Below are 17,245 nucleotides of genomic sequence, written 5' to 3'. Positions count from 1 at the left end.
TCGCCCATGTGGCAAGAATGTTGCCAGTGAGGTTGCATTGCCGTCCCTGACGTGTCATCGTCGGTGAGTCCGATGCGGTCGAGTCTCGCCGAGCGTACGGCGCGAAACCACAAAAGGGGCACCATGACCGGTACATCCGGTAGAGCGAGCACGTCCGCTGATGCCGTCGAGGTCGCCCGGCCGAGTCTGGTGACATGCTGCCAGGCATTGGTAGGCCTACCGGTCGGCGTCGTCCGTCCGAGGCGTCCCGACTCGCGCTTCCTCGCGTCGCTCACCGACCACGGGTTACCCACCAGCGCAACGACAGTCGATGTGATCACCCTGCCGCAGCGAACCCGGATGGTGCCGACCCCGGGCGTCGCTGAAGGTGTGTGGCGGCCCGTGCGCTCCCCCAACCGGGTGAACGCGTTCGTCATCCGCCACCCGCAGGCGACGTTCGTTGTCGATCCGGGCGTCTGCGTCGACGTGCACTCCCGTGCGGTGGCGGAGCTGCCATGGATTCTGCGGGTCGCAGTGTCGCCGCCGCGTGACGTCGTCGACATCCGCCGAGCTCTCGACCTCGCAGGCATCGACGCCACCGACCTCGACTTCGCACTGCCCACCCATTTGCATTGGGACCACGTCGCCGGGCTGCTCGATCTGCCCGCGCTCCCCGTCCACCTTCATCGACCCGAGTACACCTGGATGATGCAGGACCGAATCGCACCGCAGGGTGGCGTGCGCCCGTCACTGCTGGATCGACCGGTGACACTCTATGACCTCGACGGACCGCCGATACTGACGTTCCCGCGCAGCCGCGACGTGTTCGGCGACCGATCGGTCATCCTCGTCCCTCTACCCGGGCACACTCCGGCGAGCATCGGCCTTCTCGTTCAAACAACCTCTGGTCCAATGCTGCTCGCCGGTGATGCCGTCTGGAGCCACGTCCAGATCGACCGGTTCCGCCAAAAGGCGTCCTACCCGGGCCTCCTTGCCGATGCCGACCGGGCCGTCGCATGGGAGACGCAGCATCGCCTCTACGCGGTGCGGGAACGGGTGACGATCGTTCCCAGCCACGATCACGGTGGCCACTGATCGCGGCATCGCGGCGACGGCAACGACGGTCGACTCCCGAGACCCGGTCAGGACGACACGTCGACAGAACCGACCAGTTCGCGGTAGCGCTCCAGGTAGACGGGCCAGCCGCCGTCACCGCCGACACCGTCGCGCACCGATTCCCATCCCGGACCATGCCGATCGAGATGGCGGTGTTCCAGTTCGACGCGTGTGGACGAGTCCCCGTCGACGATGAAGCGGATCTCCACCTCACTCGTGTGCTCCGGATCGGTCTCGATGCGCCACGTCGGACTGATATCCCAACTGAAGATGATCCGGTCCGGACGATCGAACACAAGCACTCTCGCCCACCGGCATTCGGAACCGTCGGTGCCGCGGTCGACGATCGCGCCGCCAACGCGTGGCTCGAGGACGGTCTCCGCAATCGGCACCGACAACAGGTTGTGCTCGGCCGGTTTGAAATCGCCCAGACGTTCGGTGAACAGTGCGAATGCCGCCGCCTGCGGGACCGGCACGGAAATCGACTTCCGCACGGTCGTGTTGCTCTCGCTCATCATGGTCCTCCACTTGGCAATTCGTCGTCGGATGCGTCGCGGACGGCGGCGGCGAATCCCGACAGGGTTCGTCCCCAGAACGTGTCGAGTTGATCTCTGAGGGCGATCAGGGCTAGTTCATCGACCGAATAGATGCGCCGCGTGCCACGTTCCTCGTCCCGCACCACGCCGATCTCTTTCAGGACCTTCAGGTGCTGCGACACCGCGGGACGGCTGATCGGCAACCGATCAGCCAACTCCCCCACCGCCGATGGAGACTGCGCGAGCGCAGTCAGGATCTCGCGGCGGGAGCGGTCGGCCAGCACGTCCCAAGCACCACCGGCATCTTGGTCATCCGTCACGAACGGTAAGTATTCACTTACGGTCTTGGCGTGTCAAGGCGCGTCGGGGGCAACCTACGCATTCAGCAGGCCTAGACTCGCGGACATTGTCGGGGACCAGGTGGAAGGGTGAGACTGCAATGGATTTCGGTGTGCCTCATTTGATCGGCAGCCAGTTCGCGTCACACGTCGCCGAAGCGCGTGACCACTACGCCGCAAAGGCTCCGATGCGCGGGCCGCAGTCGTTTGACGAGGTGAGGACCGCCCGTTCCAGACGGCATGGGGATGCACCCGCCGCCGACCCGGCGGCCGTGCCCATGATTGCCGAAGCCGCCGGTCGCGAGGTCCCGGTCCGAGTTCTACGTCCGACCGGCTCGCACCCCGTCGGTGTGTACCTCGACATCCACGGCGGCGGCTTCTACATGGATTCGGCGGTCCGTTCGGACTCCCGCAATCGCGAAATCGCCGACTCGCTCGGTGTCTCCGTCGTCAGCGTGGACTACCGCCTCGCCCCCGAGAACCCGTGGCCTGCCGCACCGGACGACTGCGAGACCGCCGCCCGCTGGCTCGTCGACGAAGCCGAAAAGCTGTTCGGTACAACGCGACTTGTCATCGGTGGGGCGTCCGCGGGCGCAACACTTGCGATGACCACCCTGCTGCGGCTGCGCGACCGCGGGATGTCCACTGAATTCGCCGGTGCTGCACTACAATTCGGTACGTACGATCTGAGCGCCACGACCCCGGCGGGTAAGCTCATCGCCGACGAGTACTTCCTCGAGGCGTATGTCGGCCACGTCGCCGACCGCGCGGTCGGCGACATCTCCCCCGTCTTCGCCGATCTCCACAACCTACCCGCGACGCTGCTCGTCGTCGGCGAACACGACATCCTCCTCGAAGACAATCTGGTCATGGCGGCGCGTCTTGCGGCCGCGGGCAACGACATCGGCCTCCGGATCTATCCGGTGTCGCCGCATGGCTTCACGTCGCACCCGACCGCCATCGCCGCCACGGCACGCGCCGACATCGAGGCATGGATCGCGGGGCGGCTGACCGGACGGCGCGCCCCGCGCGACGCCGCCCCCGTCTGAGACGGCCGTGAACTTTTCCGGCACTCGATGCCAGCGGTGACCGCGATCCCTCCGCGTACGCTGGTGCCCAGGACCCGACGGACACGCTGACTGCACACGAGGCGACACGATGCGATGGCGACAACGGACCGAGACAGCCGGGGACGCGACGACCGGCGGAATGAAGATCGGCGACCTCACCGGACCAGGGCTGTCCACCCGATTCGGCGTCGGTGCGGCCGATCTCGGCGCGATGGTGGAGGGCCCGGACGGCGAGATCATCGCGGTTTTCGGCGACACCTATCGCGAGGCACGGGCCGGGTCGGCGGACTGGCGGTCGCCGGTGATCCTGATCGGCGAGCGTGACGACGACGGGCACGTGATCTGGACCCGCGCCGGTGGTACCGATCCCGAGTATGCGCGTCAGCTGTGGCCCTACATCCACGACGCTCCGCCATGGAATCGTGGCGGCTTCTCCACCGTCATTCCCAGCGACATCCTGCGCGTCGGCGACGAACTCTACCTGCACGTCATCGTCGTCCGAGGGTTTCCACGGGTGCACTGGACCGAGATCTGGCGTTCGTCGGACGGTGGTGTCACGTGGGGCCACATGGGACCGCAAGCCACTTTCGCCGCCGACCTCCACGACGGATTGGCCCAATCCTGGACGTGGGACTTCGATCCGGACAGCGGCTGGGTCTACGTGATCTCCACGGCATTCCAGTCCGGCTCGGGCATGATCTTGCGCGCCGTGCGACCTGCCGACATCGGCAACCGCGACGCCTACCTCACCTGGGGGCACCGCAATGGCACCTGGGCATGGGGAAATGCACCGACGGTGATCACACCGCCGGACGAGATCTGGCGTGAGACAACGCTTCGTCGCGTGCCCGGTGCGCAACGTCCCGGCTGGGTGCTCGGCGGCTTCTGCATCTCCGACCACGCCCTGTCCTATCGCGTACTCGACGGCCCGACCGATGGTCTGCGCGGACGTGTCAAGACGCCCGCGATCGCCGAGATCACCGACTGGCCAAGCGAAGACCATCCGGCCGGCCGAGTGGCCCAGGCATACGGCGGCTACATCATGCCCGGTTCCGAACTCGACGTGCCCAGTGGCATCGATCTCGCTGTATCGCAATGGAACACCACGACGCACTGGCCCTACCGCGTGATGCAGTTCGCCACCACGCTCAACTCGCCGTCGGCGGCCCCGAGTAACCGCCACGTCTTGGCGCAACGCATCGACGACTGGCGCAACGCCCTCACGTCTTTTCGCGACGAAAACGACATATCAGACGAAATCGCCGACGCCGAGCGCGCTCTCGACTCGCTTCGTAGGGTTCTTCCTGGACAACCGACGACGTCGCGCACAGACTGATAATGAACGACGGGCACACTCGCCCGCTCGGAGCCAGGGGGTCGGCAGGAACGAGGAGGTCCACTGACGCTGCGAGCAGATGTCACCGATGATCCACAGCCTCCGACCGTGCCCACGTTGCCCCTCGATCGGGCACAGCGGGCACTGTGGTTCGCTCAGCAGGCCATCGGCGACGACATCCCTCTGACCATCGCCCATTACGTCGACCTCACCGGCGATCTCGACGTCGAGCGCCTGTGTCGCGCTGCGCGACATGTGCAGTCGATGAGTGGACTCGACATCGCTCGTGTGCGCGTCGTGAACGGCGAGCCGGCTCTGGTCCTCGATGCCCGGGTGCCACCGGCCGAGATCCTCCGACTCGATTTCCGCGAACACCCCGATCCCGTGGCCTCCGCGCTGGGATGGATGGACGATGACGCCGCCCGGCCGTGGCATCTCACCCCGTCCGAACCGTTGGTGTCGTCGGCGCTGCTTCACGTCGCCGACGATCGGTGGTTGTTCTACTCGTGCGCGCATCACCTCGCCGTCGACGGCTACACGGCGATGACATCGATCCGCCTTGTCGCCCAGCTGTACCGTGATCCGTCGCTGCTCGACACGGACACTCCCCCGATCGCGCAACGGTGGCGCGCGGTGCTCGACGCCGAGCACCGGTACCAGCACTCCGCGCGATACGAGCGCGATCTCGAGTACTGGGCAACCGCCCTCACCGACGGTCCCGACCCGGTCATGCTCGGATCCGACGGCGGTCCTGTCTCCGCACGCCGACACCGGGCAGGGGTCGATCTCGATGATCGGCGCAGCGACGCCGTGGAGTCGTTGGCCCGCGCCTCGGGGCTACCCGCCTCGGCCGTGCTGCTGGCCTCGATCGCGTGGTGTGTCGGGCGTCTGCGCGACCTCACCGACGTTCCACTGACGATCGCGACGTCGGCGCGCACGACACCGGCGGTGCGCGACGCCGGCGGCACGGTGTCCAATCTCCTACCGGTCACCGTGCCGGTCCGGGCGCGCGATTCGATCGGCGAGTTCCTCCACGACACGGCAGCGATGGCGGCATCGGCCCTGCGCCACCAGCTCTTTCGATACGAAGACATGGCTCGCGACTGTTCCGATGGTCACGCCGTCCTCCGGCATCGAGGTCCCATCGTCAACATGGCACCGTTTGCACCGACCGATCTCGGCCCGCATCTGCTCACCCGCTATCAGGTCATCTCCACGGGCCCGGTGACCGACGTCAACATCAACGTGTACCCGTCCGAGCCGGGACGGGTCCGGCTGGAACTCGAAGCGAATCCGAACGCTTACACCGCGGAGAGCACGCAGCGATTGCTCGGTGCACTCATGGAGTGCCTCGACGATCTGACAGCGCTGCACCCCACCCGCCGGCTCCTCGAACTGAGATCACCCCGGCCGCACCCCGCCATCCATCGCTCTGCCATCGGCGCGTCGACGATCCTCTCGGACATCCTCTTTCGTGGCGCGCTCGAGTCGACGCCGGCGCTGTCGGCGGACGCCGACACCCTCACATATCGTGAGCTCGCCGATCATGCAGCGGCCGTGGGCGTGCACCTGCGTGACGCCGGTGCACGCCCGGGCGATGCCATCGCGATCGCGATACCCCGAAGTCGGCACAGTGTGATCGCCTTCTGGGGCGTTGTATGGGCCGGCGGGTGCGCGGTCCCGGTCGACCCCGGCCTACCGTCCGCGCGCAGACAGGGCATCCTGGCCGATGCTCGTCCGCGCTTGGTGATCCATCACGGGCATCCGCCACCGGATGTTCCCGCCGAGGTCCTTGTCGACATCACCACCATCGACCCGAACACGGACAACGACCGACGGCCAGTCGAATGCCGCTCCGATGCAGCGGCTTTCATCATGTACACGTCCGGCTCCACCGGCACTCCCAAGGGAGTGGTGGTGACGCAGTCGGGGGTCGCAGATCTGATCGCCGAGATCGACCGTTCCTACGGACTGATGTCGTCGAGCGTTGTGGCGCACCTCGCATCGCCGGGGTTCGACACCGCGATCGTGGAGATGCTGGCCGCCGCGCATCGGCGCGCACGGCTCGATGTGGTCCCCGTCGACGTCCAGAGCGGCACACCACTCGCCCGTCATCTCGCGGCGGCGCGGGTCACCCATCTGTTCATCACGCCTGCGTTGCTCGCCACCGTCTCGCCGTCGCTTCTCCCCGATCTGACGCACGTCGTCGTCGGGGGCGACCGATGCCCGGCACCGTTGATCCGCACGTGGTCTCGCTCGACGACCGTGCGGTGCGCCTACGGTCCGACCGAGACCACGTGCAGTGTCCTGCTGACCGACGTGATCGACCCCGAACATCTCGGCGCGGTGGTGCCGCTCGGCATGCCGATGAGCGGCGTACACGCATGGGTGCTCGACCGGCGACTCATGCCGGTCCCGGTGGGCTCCGACGGCGAGCTCTACATCGCGGGCCCGAGCGTGGCGATGGGGTATCTGCACCGGACCGGGGAAACCGCAGCACGTTTCGTTGCAGATCCCTTCACACCGGGCGGGCGACGGATGTATCGCACCGGCGATCGGGTCCGGGTGACGGCGGCCGGACAGTTACACTTCCGTGGCCGCGCCGACCGACAGGTCAAGGTGCACGGGGTCCGGGTCGAACTCGGTGACGTCGACGCGGCGCTGCTCTCGACCGGTCTGGTCACCGCCGCCGCCACGATCGCCATTGCGGGCGGGGACCGAAATCGGCTGCACGCCTTCATCGTGCCCCGGCAGCCCGATGTCGACGTCGCGACTGTCCGGTCCGCGCTCATCGACGCCGCCCCGCGTTCTCTCGTGCCATCGACGATCACGGTCGTCGACGAGCTACCGATGACCGTCCACAACAAGGTGGACCCCGCGCGCCTCCCCACACCACATCGACCCCTGGATCTTCCTTACGATCCGCCGGACACCGACACCGAACATCTTGTGACACAGTCGTTCCGAGACGCGCTATACCTCACCGAACCGGTGAGTGCGACCGCCGATTTCTTCGACCTCGGTGGCGACTCACTCGTCGCCACCACGATCATTGCCGATCTGAACGCACGCACCGGACATCATCTGCAGGTTCGAGACGTCTTCGAGTCGGCCACGCCTCGCGCGCTCGCGGCCAGACTCGACTGCACCCCGGCCTCCGCCGAGGGTCTCGGCACCGACGTGACCGACCACGAACAGGTTCGGGGAACGGTCCGCGTGCCCCTCTCGCCCGCACAGCGCACCATCCCTGTCCCAGACGACGGCATCGGCAATCTCATCCCCTTTCGGTTGTCGGTGGATGGGCACCTCGACACTGCGTCGATCCGCAGCCTGTTCGGTCCGCTACTCGACCGCCATGACACACTGCGCTCGACGTACGACTCCGCGACGATGACGGTCGACGCCACCCCGAATCCGCAACGGTGGCACGTCGACGACATCGATGACAGCGAGCCGGACTGGGCGACAAGGTATTTGCATCGGCCGATCGACCTCGCTCGGCACTATCCGATCCGGATCGGCGTCGCGCACACCGCAACCGAAACCCATATGGCAGTTGCCTTCCATCACATCGCCGTCGACGGCCACTCGCTGAGGCTGCTCGCACGATCCATCGCCGGCAGCGCTCCGACGACGGTGCCACTCCCCTACGCCGAGTACTGTCGACGGTCCACGCTCCAGGGACACGACGACCAGGAGGGTCGGATCGATTTCTGGCGCACCGAACTCGGCCGACCACACGTCCTGCGCGGACACACCGACCGCGAGCGGGCGGCGACGTGGGATCCCACCGCAGGCCGTCATCGAACCCCGTTGACCGCACCCGAGTGGTCGGATGTGACCACTCGGGCCCACCGCAACCGTGTGTCACCCCTGACCGTCGTGCGGGCGGCCCTCGCCCGTCAACTGTCCGCTCTCACAGCACAATCGACGATTCTTATCGGGGCTCTCGTCTCCGGACGCGACGATTCCCGGTTTACGGACACCGTCGGCATGTTCGTCACGACGGTGCCGGTGGTGTGCCCGGTGTCGCCGTCGGCCGACGACACGATCGTCGCGGTCGCGGCCGCAGAGCGCCGCGCCTTCGCACATGGGGGTCTCGCCCTGCCGGAGCTCGTCGACGCCCTGGGTGCCCATCGGACCGATGCCCATCCGCTGTTCCAGGTGATGCTCAGCATGGACGACTCGGCCGACGCGTTCGTCGGCGGAGTCATCGGCGACGCCGTGCGGGTGACCCCGTTACCTGTGGACCTCGCCAAATGCGATCTACACGTGTCCGTGTCCCCTCCCACTGGGGAGCGCGACGGCGTCATCGACGTCCTCTACGCCGCGGCGTTGTTCGACCCCACCACCGTCGCCGGGTTCACCACCGCGGTCACTCAGGAGTTGCGCGGGTGATCCAGGCCGGTGCCGACCACGGCGCCGATCGTCGCGCTCTCACTCGTCGACGTCGAACACCGACCAGCAGATGTCGTTGCGTGCTCGCTGATCATCGAGCACCAACGCGCGAATCTCCACGGGGAGCCGGGCTCGCTGCCACCGGCATTCTCGTCTTCGCGCCTGCTCTCCCTGTCCCAGCGGTGCGGCGGCGACGGCAGCCTTGATCGCGTAGGCCGCGGCACCGAGATCGTGGGCGGCGACATGCGCGACCGCTCCAGCCTGGCCCGCGGCGTATGCGGCGTGTCGTGGTGCACCGCGCAAAGGCCGACCGGCACCCATCGCATGTCCTCCGGCGGCGCGCGACTGCGTCATCGTCACGTCTGCGCGCACCCACGCCCGGATGTACTCGATCGCCTCCCGCGGCCGCCGATCATGCGGCTGTTCACGTTCGAACAGGTAGAGCACGTGCTCCGCACAGTCGGCCGCCCACAGCGCGAGGCGATGGTGATCGGCGTCGGTCAACGTGCCACCACGACGAATGGTGACCAGTCGCGGATCACGCTCGCGCGGGAGGATCACGACTGCCCGGACATGGCGCGGCCGATCAGGCGGGCACGCGACGGTCGGTCGACCACACCCCGGCGGGTGCGCTGGGCAGGCCCACGTCCTTCAGGGTGAGGATTCCGGCAGGCGCGGACGACACCGCGAAGGCGGCACTGACCGCAGGCATCGCGGTCATGATGTCCCATTCGTGGTTGCCCCAGTGGTCGGGAGGGACGAACCGGATGCGCGTCTGCACCTCGGGCTCTCCGTCGATCACGATGTGATAGTGGTCGTCGTCGAATGTCCAGTCCCCGTTGAGTTTTGTGGTCAGGTACCACGCGACGTTCGACTGCAGCACGGTCTTTCCGCCGACCATTCCGTTCCATCCCGCGCGCATGGCGGCGATGGTGTCCTTCTCGATCTGTAGCCATCCCAGATCCACGTTCTCCGAAGCGGTCTGATGCTCGATGAAGAACTCCATGTCGTCGAGTTCGAAACCCAACGCGACGCCCATGCGCTGCACCGAGTCGCGGAAGGTGCTCAGCCACAGCTTCGCCATCTCGATCACCTCGGGAGAAGCCTCGGGCAGGGTGAAACCGAGCGCCTGCCATGTCTCGGCGGACTCGTAGACCGAGACGTCCGCCGATTCGAAGATCGACACCTTCTGGACGTCACGGCAGACCGCGGTCATCGCGGTCACCATCTGGTTGATCCACCCCGGATTGATCCCGGTGATGTAGAGCGAACTGTTGCCGCGCTCGCATGCGGCGGCCAGTCGCGACCGGGTTTCACCCTGGATGCCGCCGACGTTGAGAAACAGGTTGGTGCTGATCACGTCGAGGCCGCTCTCCAGCAAGCGGACCGCATGGTCGAGGTCAGCCATGAAGGGCGTGTAGAGCACGATGTCGGCATTGGTTGCGATCAGCGCGTCGATGTCGTCGGTGGCCGCCACACCGGTGTCGGGCCGTCCACACAACTCCCCCGCGTCGACGCCGTTCTTGTCGGCCGAGTACGCGTAGACCCCCGCCAGTTCGAGTCGCGGATCGTCGAGAATCCCGCGCAGACTCAGCTTGCCGACCTTGCCCGTGGTCCACTGGATGACACGCAGATTCTCCACCGGTTCCCCTCCCGCTCGTGGCACAGGACGCCGCGGACGGACGGCGTCGGCTCCAGCATGCCCGCCGCGGCCCGGCCTTGTGATCATTTTCGGAAATCACACTCTCCGAAATTGAGAACGCGGGATTGGAGCGGTTCAGTTGGTCCGCTCACAGACGACGACCGGGATCTCGCGGTTCGTGTTCTTCTGATAACCCGCGTATCCCCGGTAGGTGGCGACGGCCTGCTGCCACAACGCACGACGTTCCTCGCCGGTCGCCGTGCGCGCTCGCATGTCGAGGACCTCACCGTCGAGGTGGATCTTGACCTCGGGATTGGCCACCAGATTCTTGTACCACTGCGGATCGTCCTGGTATCCGCCCTTCGATGCGATCACCACGACCCGTCCCGCGTCGTTGATCGGGCTCGACAGCAACGTCTTTCGCGGAAGGCCGGACTTGCGGCCGATGGTCTCCAGCTCGACCACCTGCATGCCGAGCATCGATGTGGGAAATCGCCCACCGGTCACCGTGAGCAGCAGGCGGTGCCCGTTCTCCAGGAGCCACGCTCCGGTTGCCACCAACCAGTCTGGCTTCGCGCCGACCTTGGCGGTCCCGTCTGATGCCATCTCGGTTCTCCTGTCGTCGTGGATGTCTCGTCGTGGATGTGTCGCCCGTGGAATTGTCGCCGTCGCCGACGAGGCTCATCGAAACTCGTGTGGCCGCGTCGAGGGCTGGACGAGTGCGTGATCGAAGGCGTAGATCACTGCTGCCGCTCGATCCCGCAGGTCCAGTTTGGTGAAGATGTGGTTGACGTGACTCTTCACCGTCACCTCCGAGATGTGCAGCGAGGCACCGATCTCGATGTTCGTGAGTCCTTTGGCGATCAACCGCAGCACGTCGGATTCGCGTTCGGTGAGCGTGTTGGCACCGGCTTCGCGAGGTTCGGGTACCGACCGGCGAAACCCGGTCAACACACGTTCGGTCACCGCAGGATCGAGGAAAGCACCGTCGGTCACCACTGCCCGCACCGCCCAGATCAACGCTTCGGCGGGCGAGTCCTTGAGGATGAATCCGGCAGCGCCGGCCCGCAGGGCCGCCGAGAGGAGTTGGTCGTCGTCGAAGGTCGTCAGGACGAGGACCGGTGGTGGCTGCGTGAGGGTCCGCACACTCGCGGTGGCGGTGATGCCGTCGACGTTACGCATCCGCAGATCCATGAGGATGATGTCCGGCGCCGAGGTTGCGACGCCGTCGAGAACCTCACTGCCATCACCGCATTCGCCCACGATGTCGAAGCCGTCGCGAGGCCGGAGGATGCGCCGCAGCCCGGTCCGCACCAGTTCCTGGTCGTCGACGAGCAGCACGCGGATCGGCGTCGCGGTCGCCCCCACGGGCCGTGTCGTCGACATCAGCCAGCCCGCTGTTCGCTCAGCACACCGGCGGGGAACACCGCTCGCACAGTCCACGACCCCGACCCGCCGCCTGCATCCACCACGCCACCGAGCAACTGCGCCCGCTGCTTCATGCCCTCGACCCCCGAGCCGTCGTCGCCGGGCCGCCCCACGGGCTGCGCTATCGGATTCTGCACGCACAACACGATGTCGCTTCCGGTCGACAACCGCACCGACGCACACTGCTGACGGGAGTGTTTGACCACGTTGGCCAGTGACTCCTGGGTGATCCGGTACAGCGCCGAGCCGACCGGACCGGGGATCACGGTCATGTCGCCGTCGACCTCGAGTGACACTGCAACCCCCGCCTTGCGATAGTCGGCCACCAGGCGATCGATGTCGGTGGCCCCGGGTGTGGGTGCGGCGGGCTCGTCTTGCGAGCCGAGGATCTTGACGATGTAGCGGATCTCGGTCATCGCCTGCCGACCGAGTTGTTCGGCGTCGCCGAGCGCGTCGGCCGCCTCGTCCGTCGCCCCCTCCTGCAGTGCTCGCCGTGCACCGGTCACGTTGAGCATCGTGATGGACAGCGAGTGTGCGATGACGTCGTGGATCTCGCGCGCGATACGGCGCCGCTCTTCGGCGGCGGCGCGGTCGGCCCGCTCCCGCTGGGCGCGGACCGCGTTCTCCGCCAACAGCTTCTGGTTCAACACCATGTATCCGAGGAGCCACCCGCACGCGATCGCGAGTGCGTACACCCCCGCGGTCGGCAGGTGCCCCGCATAGCCGGCGACGATCACCAGCGCCATCGACATGGCGCCCAGGGTGAGCCCCACCGCGAGCCGTTCCATTGCGGCGACGGTGGCGGTCGTCAGGACCAACAGCAAGGGCGCCACGTCTGCCGGCACCGGGTCCATCAGCATCAAACCGGTTGCCACCATCGCGAACAGCGTGCAGGGCACCCGACTGGGCGCCCACCACAGATCGGTCGCCAGCGACATGACGGCGACCGCCAAGCCGAACAGTGCCCACCACGGTGGTTCGATCGGAAGGCGCTGGGCGACACTCGCAACCGTCACCGCCACCATCGCCGACAAGATGACCGCGGGATAGAGCGGCGGGTACCCTCCGCCGACCCGTTCAAGCCGGCGTTTCACGATCCTCGCGAGCGATCTCACCGACACAAGGATAGGCCGACTTGCGCCGATCGCATCATGTCCCGGGCGGAGACCTGCCTCCAACCGTGGGTGGAGATCGGCTCGTTCTGCGGCTTGGAGATCGCGGCCGCGCCCGCCCATAGCGTCGATGTCACGGGATCGATCAACCATCGGAGCGAGGCGAGGACCATGACATCAGGACAGCTGACCCGCATCCATCGATCACGGCGGGAATCGACAACGGCAACGACATCGACAAAGGCACCGTCATCGCCGCACGCGGAGGTGATCATCGGATACAGCGGCACCCCGGCGTCCCGGCTGGCGATCGAGGCCGTGGGACGCGGGATCGTGAATCCCCACCACGGCGTCGTCATCGTGTGTGCCGTCAACAAGGTGCATGCCCCCGACAAGTCGACGTTCATGCACGACACCCTCAAGAGCGAGGCCTACCTGCTCTCCGAGGGCGCCGAGCTGTCCGAGCTCATGCGCCGGGCCAAGGAGTGCGCCCGTGCGGCGCACATACCCGACGTCGAGGTGATCGCGATCGAGGCCGACCCGGTGCGTGCCCTCGCGAGCGCTGTCGCCGACCATCACGCGTCCGTGGCCGTCGTGGGCATGAGTGGCGACCGTCCTAGCCGCCAGACCCGACGCATTGCCCGTGCCTTGCCCGACGGTGTGGGCATGGTGGCCACCAACGGCCGTACGCACACCGACGTCGCGGTGCGTCGCCACGTTCGGCCGCGCCTGCACCGGCCGGCCTTCCCGCGGACGGTGGCCCGTCCGATGGGGGTCTGAGCGTTCCGGTCCGCGTACACCGGAGGGGTGGATCGGCCCGAAACGGTTCCGATCGTTCTATCGTGGCCAACATGGGAACACGAGCGGACAGCCCCGGCTCCACCGATGACACCCTCGCCGATGACACCCTCACCGGTGACGCGCGGTCAGGCGCCGACATCAAACCCCGCAGCCGCGACGTCACCGACGGTCTGGAGAAGACGGCAGCACGCGGCATGCTCCGCGCGGTCGGCATGGGCGACGACGATTGGGCGAAACCCCAGATCGGCATCGGATCGTCGTGGAACGAGATCACCCCGTGCAACCTCTCATTGGATCGCCTCGCGACAGCGGTCAAGGAGGGAGTCTTCGCTGCCGGCGGCTATCCGTTGCAGTTCGGCACGATCTCGGTGTCCGACGGAATCTCCATGGGCCACGAGGGAATGCATTTCTCACTCGTCTCGCGTGAGGTGATCGCCGACAGCGTGGAAACCGTGATGAGTGCCGAACGCCTCGACGGCTCGGTACTCCTGGCCGGTTGCGACAAGTCGTTGCCGGGCATGCTGATGGCTGCCGCACGCCTCGACCTCGCCAACGTCTTCCTCTATGCGGGCTCGACGCTGCCCGGCTTTGCCACTCTGTCGGATGGGAGCGAACGCCAGGTCACCATCATCGACGCCTTCGAGGCCGTCGGTGCGTGTGCTCGTGGCCTGATGAGCCGCGAGGATGTCGACACCATCGAACGCGCGATCTGCCCGGGCGAGGGGGCCTGCGGTGGCATGTACACGGCGAACACGATGGCGAGCGCGGCCGAGGCTCTCGGTATGTCCGTCCCCGGAAGTGCCGCCCCTCCGGCACCCGACCGTCGACGCGATCGTTATGCCCGCGAAAGCGGGGAGGCCGTCGTCGGCCTGCTGCGGCGGGGCATCACCGCCCGCGACATCATGACCAAGGAAGCGTTCGAGAACGCAATCGCCGTGGTGATGGCGTTCGGGGGCTCCACCAACGCGGTGCTGCACCTGTTGGCCATCGCACATGAAGCCGACGTCGAACTGTCCCTGGAAGACTTCTCCCGCATCGGGTCGCGGGTGCCGCATCTGGCCGACGTCAAACCGTTCGGCAGCCACGTGATGACCGATGTCGACCGGATCGGCGGCGTGCCGGTCGTCATGAAGGCTCTGCTCGACGCCGGCCTCCTCCACGGCGATTGTCTGACCGTGACGGGAAAGACGGTGGGCGAGAATCTGTCCGACATCGCACCACCCGATCCTGATGGGCGCGTCCTGCGCGCGATCTCCTCCCCGATCCACCCCACCGGCGGGATCACCATCCTCCGGGGATCGCTCGCACCCGAGGGCGCCGTGGTGAAGTCGGCGGGTTTCGACTCCGATGTGTTCGAGGGTGTCGCCCGGGTCTTCGACCGAGAGCGCGCCGCAATGGACGCGCTCGAGGACGGGACCATCACCGCGGGCGACGTCGTGGTGATCCGCTATGAAGGCCCGAAGGGAGGCCCCGGCATGCGAGAGATGTTGGCCATCACCGGCGCCATCAAGGGCGCCGGGCTCGGCAAGGACGTCCTGCTGATGACCGATGGTCGGTTCTCCGGTGGCACCACCGGACTGTGTGTCGGACACATCGCGCCCGAGGCCGTCGACGGTGGGCCGATCGCTCACGTCCGCGACGGTGACCGGATCCGTCTCGACGTCGCGTCGGGAACACTCGACCTCCTCGTCGACGACGACGAATTGTCTCGACGCGCAACCGGATTCACCCCGTTGCCGCCGCGCTACACGCGCGGGGTGTTGGCCAAGTACTCGAAGCTGGTGACGTCGGCGTCGCGGGGTGCCGTCTGCGGCTGACCGGTCCGGTCAGCGCAGCTTGGCGCCGTAGACACGGCTGATGTCGAGAGTCATCAGCACCCGCCGGTCGTCGACCATGACCTGGCGGTACTCGACCCAGTCCGGATGCTCCCCGGCCCCACGCCGGTAGTACTCGACGAGCGCATCCACCTCGGGCCCGTCTGGATCGGTCCCCGGCCCGGTCAGGGTCACCGATCCTTCCGCGGTCGCCCAGGTGTATCCGTCCGGGCTGGTGAACTCGATCGCTGCCCGCGGGTCGCGCCGGAGGTTCGCGGTCTTCGCCCGTCCCTGCGTCATCGACACCAAGATCGCGTCGGCGTCGCGGTCGTACACGACGGTGACCGGTGAGAGCTGTGGGAGTCCGTTTGCCTTGATGGTGGCCAGGACGCCGATCGTGCTGTCGGCGATGAGGGTGCGTGGGTCGTAGTCGGTGTCAGTCATGACCATGCCAACCCCACGGGCTCCGACGTCATTCCGGTGCGAGATCGTTCATGTCTCGTCGCGGACAGAGTCGTCGGGCACCGACTTCGCGACGATCGCCTGCAACGCCGCGATGTGCGCCGTGAATGCCTCACGCCCGGTCGCGGTCAGCCGGGCGCGTACGGTGCGCCGACGACCGGTGAGGCGGCGTTCGGTGACCAGGTAGCCGGCCTGTTCCAGCGTCGAGAGCTGCTTGGACAGCGCCGAATCCGAGAGCGTCAATTGTTCTTTGAGATAACCGAACTCAGCCCAGTCCACGGCGGCGAGCGTGGCGACCAGCGACAGGCGGGTGCTCGGATGGATCAGTTCGTCGAAGCCCTCGACGGTCATATCCGCGCCCACCGGCACAACGTGCGGAAGATCTCCGGGCCACCGAAACCGACGATCGCGGCAACGATGACCGCCGCCCAGATCGCCGCGTGCTCCGCACCGTCGGCGGCGAGTAGCAGCGCCGCTCCGATCGTCAAGGCGACCAGGGCGATGAGCATGCCGATCACCACAGCCGGCACACGCCGACCGGCGACGTCGGCACGCACCTGCAGACGAGGGGTGCGTCGTCGGCCGTTGAGCAGTCGCGCCGCCGCGGCCGAATGACCCACCGCGAAGACAATGGTGGCGACCGTCGCCAGCCAGGCGGGACCCAGGTCTCCGAGGACACCGAGGATCACCCACGCGGCGGCCATCACCCACCAGTACGTGCGCGGCAAGCCGACCTCGTCGGCAACGCGTTGACGTGCCCCGTCGGCGGCCGCCAGCGCCTCGCGAGCCTGATCCGGAGTCATGTCTGCCATCACGATCCACCTCACTTTCCTAGTTGGAAAGTAATGGTGAACTTTCCAAGCAGGAAAGTCAACCGGTTCGGGTCGGCGCGGCGAAACAGTGCGGCCCGGGCACACGCCCGGACCGCACCCTTCTCGCCACCGGCGATCAGTTGCCGGTCAGCTTGTCTTTGATCTTGGTCGCGGCGTCCTTGACATCCTCGACACCGTCCTTGAGCGCCGACGATGCCTGATCGGCCTTGCCCTCGCCCTCGAGCTGGTCGTCACCGGTCGCACTGCCTGCGGCTTCCTTGGCCTTGCCCTTCAGATCTTCGGATTTGTTCGAGATCTTGTCGTCGAGTCCCATTCTCGCCACCTTCTCTTTCTTTGTGAGGACGCATCGGCGCAGGTTGCACCGGCGCGCTGTTTCGGAT

At 66.9% G+C, this 17,245-nt stretch carries 17 protein-coding genes; 6 read left to right on the top strand and 11 right to left on the bottom strand.

Annotated features, from left to right (window positions below; all coding sequences use genetic code 11):
• The first annotated feature begins 123 nt into the window (after positions 1–123).
• On the top strand, positions 124–1,074 hold the full coding sequence (locus tag AAFP35_RS11360) for an MBL fold metallo-hydrolase (RefSeq protein ID WP_419221698.1): 951 nt from the start codon (positions 124–126) through the stop codon (positions 1,072–1,074).
• Between the two features lie 47 nt (positions 1,075–1,121).
• On the opposite strand, the gene AAFP35_RS11355 is transcribed toward AAFP35_RS11360, so the two are convergent.
• Positions 1,122–1,613 (bottom strand): SRPBCC family protein, encoded by a 492-nt coding sequence (locus AAFP35_RS11355; RefSeq protein WP_419221696.1) that lies wholly within the window; start codon positions 1,611–1,613, stop codon positions 1,122–1,124.
• Positions 1,610–1,951, bottom strand: coding sequence for an ArsR/SmtB family transcription factor (locus AAFP35_RS11350; RefSeq protein WP_419221695.1), 342 nt, complete (start codon positions 1,949–1,951; stop codon positions 1,610–1,612). Before AAFP35_RS11350 ends, AAFP35_RS11355 begins: the two co-directional genes overlap by 4 nt.
• Positions 1,952–2,070: 119 nt before the next feature.
• Between AAFP35_RS11350 and AAFP35_RS11345 the strand changes: the two genes are divergently transcribed.
• The 3 genes from AAFP35_RS11345 to AAFP35_RS11335 all read left to right on the top strand — a co-directional run bounded on the left by AAFP35_RS11345 (position 2,071) and on the right by AAFP35_RS11335 (position 8,773).
• Positions 2,071–3,018: an alpha/beta hydrolase gene (locus tag AAFP35_RS11345; protein ID WP_419221694.1), complete on the top strand. Its 948-nt coding sequence runs from the start codon at positions 2,071–2,073 to the stop codon at positions 3,016–3,018.
• A 109-nt stretch (positions 3,019–3,127) separates the two neighbouring features.
• Complete coding sequence (locus tag AAFP35_RS11340) at positions 3,128–4,375, top strand: DUF4185 domain-containing protein (RefSeq protein ID WP_419221693.1); 1,248 nt, start codon at positions 3,128–3,130, stop codon at positions 4,373–4,375.
• Positions 4,376–4,483: 108 nt separating this feature from the next.
• Complete coding sequence (locus tag AAFP35_RS11335) at positions 4,484–8,773, top strand: non-ribosomal peptide synthetase (RefSeq protein WP_419221692.1); 4,290 nt, start codon at positions 4,484–4,486, stop codon at positions 8,771–8,773.
• A gap of 39 nt (positions 8,774–8,812) precedes the next feature.
• Here AAFP35_RS11335 and AAFP35_RS11330 read toward each other — a convergent pair whose 3' ends face one another.
• The 5 genes from AAFP35_RS11330 to AAFP35_RS11310 all read right to left on the bottom strand — a co-directional run bounded on the left by AAFP35_RS11330 (position 8,813) and on the right by AAFP35_RS11310 (position 12,958).
• The gene (locus AAFP35_RS11330; RefSeq protein WP_419221691.1) at positions 8,813–9,334 is read right to left on the bottom strand and encodes a putative immunity protein; all 522 of its coding nucleotides are present in this window, start codon (positions 9,332–9,334) and stop codon (positions 8,813–8,815) included.
• A 25-nt stretch (positions 9,335–9,359) separates the two neighbouring features.
• Positions 9,360–10,415: a hypothetical protein gene (locus AAFP35_RS11325; protein ID WP_419221690.1), complete on the bottom strand. Its 1,056-nt coding sequence runs from the start codon at positions 10,413–10,415 to the stop codon at positions 9,360–9,362.
• Between the two features lie 135 nt (positions 10,416–10,550).
• Complete coding sequence (locus tag AAFP35_RS11320) at positions 10,551–11,021, bottom strand: nitroreductase/quinone reductase family protein (RefSeq protein WP_419221689.1); 471 nt, start codon at positions 11,019–11,021, stop codon at positions 10,551–10,553.
• A 75-nt stretch (positions 11,022–11,096) separates the two neighbouring features.
• Complete coding sequence (locus tag AAFP35_RS11315) at positions 11,097–11,801, bottom strand: response regulator (protein WP_419221688.1); 705 nt, start codon at positions 11,799–11,801, stop codon at positions 11,097–11,099.
• Positions 11,801–12,958: a sensor histidine kinase gene (locus AAFP35_RS11310; RefSeq protein ID WP_419221687.1), complete on the bottom strand. Its 1,158-nt coding sequence runs from the start codon at positions 12,956–12,958 to the stop codon at positions 11,801–11,803. The genes AAFP35_RS11315 and AAFP35_RS11310 overlap by 1 nt, the downstream gene beginning before the upstream one ends.
• A 168-nt stretch (positions 12,959–13,126) precedes the next feature.
• Here AAFP35_RS11310 and AAFP35_RS11305 point away from each other — a divergent pair, with 168 nt between their 5' ends.
• Both AAFP35_RS11305 and ilvD read left to right on the top strand, forming a co-directional pair.
• Complete coding sequence (locus AAFP35_RS11305; RefSeq protein WP_419221686.1) at positions 13,127–13,735, top strand: universal stress protein; 609 nt, start codon at positions 13,127–13,129, stop codon at positions 13,733–13,735.
• A 71-nt stretch (positions 13,736–13,806) separates the two neighbouring features.
• Complete coding sequence (ilvD, locus tag AAFP35_RS11300; protein WP_419221685.1) at positions 13,807–15,573, top strand: dihydroxy-acid dehydratase; 1,767 nt, start codon at positions 13,807–13,809, stop codon at positions 15,571–15,573.
• 9 nt (positions 15,574–15,582) lie between these two features.
• Here ilvD and AAFP35_RS11295 read toward each other — a convergent pair whose 3' ends face one another.
• From AAFP35_RS11295 to AAFP35_RS11280, 4 genes are all read right to left on the bottom strand, one after another.
• Complete coding sequence (locus tag AAFP35_RS11295) at positions 15,583–16,014, bottom strand: PPOX class F420-dependent oxidoreductase (RefSeq protein ID WP_419221684.1); 432 nt, start codon at positions 16,012–16,014, stop codon at positions 15,583–15,585.
• 48 nt (positions 16,015–16,062) lie between these two features.
• The gene (locus AAFP35_RS11290; RefSeq protein WP_419221934.1) at positions 16,063–16,383 is read right to left on the bottom strand and encodes a transcriptional regulator; all 321 of its coding nucleotides are present in this window, start codon (positions 16,381–16,383) and stop codon (positions 16,063–16,065) included.
• Complete coding sequence (locus AAFP35_RS11285) at positions 16,380–16,844, bottom strand: hypothetical protein (protein ID WP_419221683.1); 465 nt, start codon at positions 16,842–16,844, stop codon at positions 16,380–16,382. The genes AAFP35_RS11290 and AAFP35_RS11285 overlap by 4 nt, the downstream gene beginning before the upstream one ends.
• 136 nt (positions 16,845–16,980) lie before the next feature.
• Positions 16,981–17,178: a CsbD family protein gene (locus AAFP35_RS11280; protein WP_419221682.1), complete on the bottom strand. Its 198-nt coding sequence runs from the start codon at positions 17,176–17,178 to the stop codon at positions 16,981–16,983.
• Positions 17,179–17,245 lie beyond the last annotated feature (67 nt).

Origin of the sequence: Gordonia sp. CPCC 206044 (assembly GCF_048537895.1) — a bacterium.
Lineage (GTDB): Bacteria > Actinomycetota > Actinomycetes > Mycobacteriales > Mycobacteriaceae > Gordonia.
The sequence above is the reverse complement of the archived record's forward strand: the minus strand, read 5'-3'. Positions and strand labels throughout refer to the sequence as shown.